This window comes from Acidovorax sp. KPB24-03, assembly GCF_057546605.1.
The window spans coordinates 1-4,666 of record NZ_BAAJYR010000274.1 but is presented as its reverse complement, the minus strand read 5'-3'; the positions used below and the strand labels follow the sequence as shown (position 1 = coordinate 4,666).

Genomic DNA, 4,666 nt, shown 5'->3' with positions numbered 1-4,666 from the left:
AGCACCAGCCAGTCGGCCCGCACGGGGCCCTGCAGCGCCGGGCGCGGCGCGCGCGCCGGCAGGATGGCCGACCAGCCGTTGGTGGCATCGTCGGCCGGCAGGCGCAAGGGAGTGGGACGCGGTGTCGGCAAGGCGATCGAAAGGCGCTGCGGGCGCTCAGCGCGCCCCGCAGGCCTTGCACAGCTGCAGCGCCAGCCGCTGCAGCGCCTGCCAGCCATCGGCGGGCCAGTCGGGCGCCTTGAGGCCCTTGACGATGCCGTCCACCGTGTGCGCGGACTGCAGCAGCCGGGCTGCAGCGGCGTCGGAAAAGCGCGGCGCGATGCGCTCGAACAGGCGCTCCTTGGGGCCCAGATGCGGTTTTCGCGCAGGGCAATGGGCAGGGGCTTGCCGGCGTTGAGCGCGTCCTTCACGCGCTTCAAGGCGCGGATGTCCTCGGCCAGCGCCCAATGCACCAGCACTTCGGCCTCGCCCTCGGCCTGCAGGCCATCGAGCATGCGCTGCACCCGGGCCACCTGGCCCGAGAGCACCGCCTCGGAGAGCTTGAACACGTCGTAGCGCGCCACGTTGAGCACCGCCGCCTCGACCTGCGCCCACGACAGCTCGCCGGGCGGGTGCAGCAGCGCGAGCTTGGCGATCTCCTGGTGCGCGGCAAGCAGGTTGCCTTCCACGCGGTCGGCGAAGAACTGCAGCGTGCGCTGGCCCTCGTCGCCGCCGGCCACGCGCTGGCCCTGCAGCGACAGGCGCTGGGCGATCCACTGCGGCAGCGCGGCGCGCTCCACCGGGTCGATCTGCACCGAGATGCCTCTGCCGTCCAGCGCGCTGAACCAGCCCCCGGTGCGGGTGGCCTTGTCCAGGCGCGGCAGCAGCACCAGGGTCAGCGTGCTGTCGTTGCCCTGCGCGGCCTCGGCGATCTGCTGCAGCGCGGCGCCGCCGTCCTTGCCGGGCTTGCCCGAGGGAATGCGGATCTCCACGATCTGCTTGTCGGCAAAGAGGGAGAGCGAGCCGCCGGCCGCCAGCACGGCGCTCCAGTCGAAGTGCGCGCCGGCCACGGTGTGGCTGCTGCGCTCGGTGTAGCCCTGGGCCCGCGCCGCCGCGCGGATGGCGTCGGCCGCCTCCTGCTGCAGGAGCGGCTCGTCGCCATGCAGGGTGTAGAGCGACCGCACGCCCTTTTGCAGGTGCGCGGCGAGCTGGTTCAGAGCGACTTGCATGGGAGCGGCCTGGGCAGGATCTTTGAATGAAACAGGCCGCACGCCCTAGAAAAACATGCGGCCGTAGCTATCAAATCAATAGCAATCAGGGTGCCAACCATCAAACCGGGCGCGCCGCGGCGAGCCGGCGCAGCAGCTGCTGCACGAGGTCGGTCTGCATGTTGCGGTACAGCAGCGCCTCTTCGGCCTCCTTGGCGAGCGCGATGCTTTCGTTGTAGCTCACGTCGCGCTGCTGCAGCAGCTCGGTGTCGGGGATCAGCTCCGCGCCCTGCTGGTTGCGCAGGCGAAAGTGGATGCGCAGGCGCAACTGCAACTCGCGCACCTGGCCCGAGGCGTTGTAGCCCACCACCACGCGCTCGCGCTGCTCGGACAGCAGCTCGAAAATGGCGTCGGCCGTGGTCTTTTGCGTGGGATCGCGCAGCACCGTGAGGTTGCCGCCCGCGCCCTGCAGCGTGCGCTGCAGCTCGCGCGCCAGGGGCGAGCCGCCGCCCGCCTCCACGTAGAGCGAGCGGAACTGGAACTCGGGCGCGCGGCGCAGGTGAAAGCCGCAGGCGGCCAGGGGCGCCACGGCCAGCAGCGACAGGAGGGTGCGTTTTTGCATTGTCAGATGACCACGTTGACCAGGCGGCCCGGCACGACCACGATCTTCTTGGGCGTGGCGCCGTCCGCCTGCTTGACGAAAGCCTCGCTCGCGAGGGCGGCGCGCTCGATCTCGGCCTTGTCGGCCGAGGCGGGCACGCGGATGGAGCCGCGCAGCTTGCCGTTGACCTGCAGCATCAGCTCCAGCTCGTCCTGCACCAGCGCATCGGCATCGGCCTGGGGCCACGGCGCATCGAGCAGGTCGCCCAGCGCGCCGGCGTAGCCCAGGCCGCTCCACAGGCTGTGCGCGATGTGCGGCGTGGCCGGGTACAGCACGCGCAGCAGGATGCCGAAGCCCTCGATCAGCGCCACGGGGGCGCCAGCGCTGTCCAGGGCCTTGAAGTCCTCCAGCGCGTTGATCATCTTCATCGCGCCCGAGACCACGGTGTTGTACTGCATGCGCTGGTAGTCGTAGTCCACCTGCTTGAGCACGGTGTGGATCTCCAGCCGCAGGGCCTTGGCCTCCTTGCCGAAGGGCACGTCCTTGAGGGTGGTGGCGCCGGCCACGCTGGCCAGCGCCGCGTCCTTGTCGAGGGCCGCGAGCTTGAGGCCGAAGTTCCACACCCGGCGCAGGAAGCGGTAGCTGCCCTCCACGGCCGCGTCGTTCCACTCCAGCGTGGCCTCGGGCGGCGCGGTGAACATGGTGTACAGGCGTGCGGTGTCGGCGCCGTAGCGCTCGATGAGGTCCTGCGGATCGACGCCGTTGTTCTTGGACTTGGACATGGTGCCCACGCCCTCGTAGTCGATGGCGGTGCCCGCAGGCAGGCCGCCGACGGCGTTCTTGAGCTTCGCGCCCACGATCTTGCCGCCCTCGTCCACCACGTGCTCGACGTCGTGCGGCCAGAAATACTCCTTGCCGCCCTGCTCGGTGCGGCGCGAGTAGATGTGGTTGAGCACCATGCCCTGCGTGAGCAGCTTGGTGAAGGGCTCGTCGATCTTCACCAGGCCCAGGTCGCGCATCACCTTGGTCCAGAAACGCGCATACAGCAGGTGCAGGATGGCGTGTTCGATGCCGCCGATGTACTGGTCCATCGGCATCCAGTAGTCGGCGCCCTCGGCCACCATGGCCTCGCTGTTCTTCGGGTCGCAATACCGCATGAAGTACCACGAGCTGTCCACGAACGTGTCCATGGTGTCGGTCTCGCGGCGCGCGGCCTTGCCGCAGACCGGGCAGGTCACGCCGGCGTGGAAGCCTTCGTGGTGGTGCAGCGGATTACCCGAGCCGTCCGGCACGCAATCGGTGGGCAGCACCACCGGCAGGTCCTTCTCGGGCACGGGCACGGCGCCATGCTCGTCGCAGTGGATGATGGGGATCGGCGTGCCCCAGTAGCGCTGGCGCGAGACGCCCCAGTCGCGCAGGCGCCAGGTCGTTTTGGTCTCGCCCAGGCCCTTTTGCGCGAGCGCATGCGCCACGGCCTGCACGGCCTCGGCGTAGGACAGGCCGCTGAAGCTGTCGGAGTTGACGGTGACGCCGCGCTGCTTGTCGCCGTACCAGTCCTGCCAGTGGTGGTAGTCGAAGGTCTCGCCATCGACCAGCACCACCTGCTTGATGTCGATGCCGTACTTGAGCGCGAACGCGAAGTCGCGCTCGTCGTGCGCGGGCACGCCCATCACCGCGCCGTCGCCATAGCCCATGAGCACGTAGTTGCCGATCCACACGGGCACTTCCTCGCCGGTGATCGGGTGCGTGACCACCAGCCCGGTGGGCACGCCCTTCTTTTCCTGCGTGGCCAGTTCGGCCTCGGTGGTGCCGCCGCTCTTGCACTCCTCGATGAAGGCGGCGATGGCCGGATTGCCCTGCGCCGCGCGCACGGCCAGCGGGTGCTCGGGCGCCACGGCGCAGAAGGTCACGCCCATGATGGTGTCGGCGCGCGTGGTGAAGACGTACATGCGCCCGTCGCCGATCAGCGTGCCGTCGGCCGCGCGGATGTCGTGCGGGAAGGCGAAGCGCACGCCCTCGCTCTTGCCGATCCAGTTCTCCTGCATGAGCTTCACGCGCTCGGGCCAGCCGGGCAGCTGGTCGCCGGTGACGAAGCCCAGCAGCTCTTCGGCGTAGTCGGTGATCTTGAGGTAGTAGCCCGGGATCTCGCGCTTTTCCACCGTGGCACCGGTGCGCCAGCCCTTGCCGTCGATCACCTGCTCGTTGGCCAGCACGGTCTGGTCCACCGGGTCCCAGTTGACGACCTGGGTCTTGCGGTAGGCGATGCCCTTTTCCAGCATCTTGAGGAACAGCCACTGGTTCCAGCGGTAGTAGCTCGGGTCGCAGGTGGCGACCTCGCGCGACCAGTCGATGGCCAGGCCCATCGCCTGCATCTGCTTTTTTCATGTACGCGATGTTGTCGTACGTCCACTGCGCGGGCGGCACGCCGTTCTTGAGCGCCGCGTTCTCGGCCGGCAGGCCGAAGGCGTCCCAGCCCATCGGCATCAGCACGTTCATGCCCTTCATGCGCAGCTGGCGCGCGAGCATGTCGTTGATGGTGTAGTTGCGCACGTGGCCCATGTGCAGCTTGCCGCTGGGGTAGGGCAGCATGGAGCAGGCGTAGAACTTCTTCCGGTCCGCATCCTCGGTCACGCGGTAGGCATCGGTGGCCGTCCAGTGGCCCTGCGCGGCGCGCTCGACCTCGGTGTGGTTGTATTTGTCTTGCATGGGTTGGCGGGGCCGCGGCGGTGCGGCCAGGAAAGAAAGTGAGCGGGGTGTCAGCCGGGGATTTTAGGCGCGATGCCGGCCGCGGGCGGCGCGAGGCGTTACACGGTGCGCGGTCCCGGCTGGTGCAGGGCCCGGCCGGTCAGCGGGCAGCGGCGGCAGCAGCGGGAGAGGC

Annotated in this window: 1 protein-coding gene and 2 pseudogenes; all 3 read right to left on the bottom strand. The window is 69.2% G+C overall.

What is annotated here, in order from left to right:
- Window positions 1-156 precede the first annotated feature (156 nt).
- Window positions 157-1,208 (bottom strand): annotated as a pseudogene (gene holA, locus AC27KI_RS18985) (DNA polymerase III subunit delta).
- Window positions 1,209-1,308: 100 nt separating this feature from the next.
- On the bottom strand, window positions 1,309-1,809 hold the full coding sequence (locus AC27KI_RS18980; protein WP_272566755.1) for an LPS-assembly lipoprotein LptE: 501 nt from the start codon (window positions 1,807-1,809) through the stop codon (window positions 1,309-1,311).
- 2 nt (window positions 1,810-1,811) lie between these two features.
- A pseudogene (leuS, locus tag AC27KI_RS18975) lies at window positions 1,812-4,494 on the bottom strand (leucine--tRNA ligase).
- Window positions 4,495-4,666 lie beyond the last annotated feature (172 nt).

Coding starts and splice junctions, on each gene's coding strand:
- AC27KI_RS18980 (WP_272566755.1), bottom strand. CDS start 1,809: ATGCAAAAACGCACCCTCCTGTCGCTGCTGGCCGTGGCGCCCCTGGCC.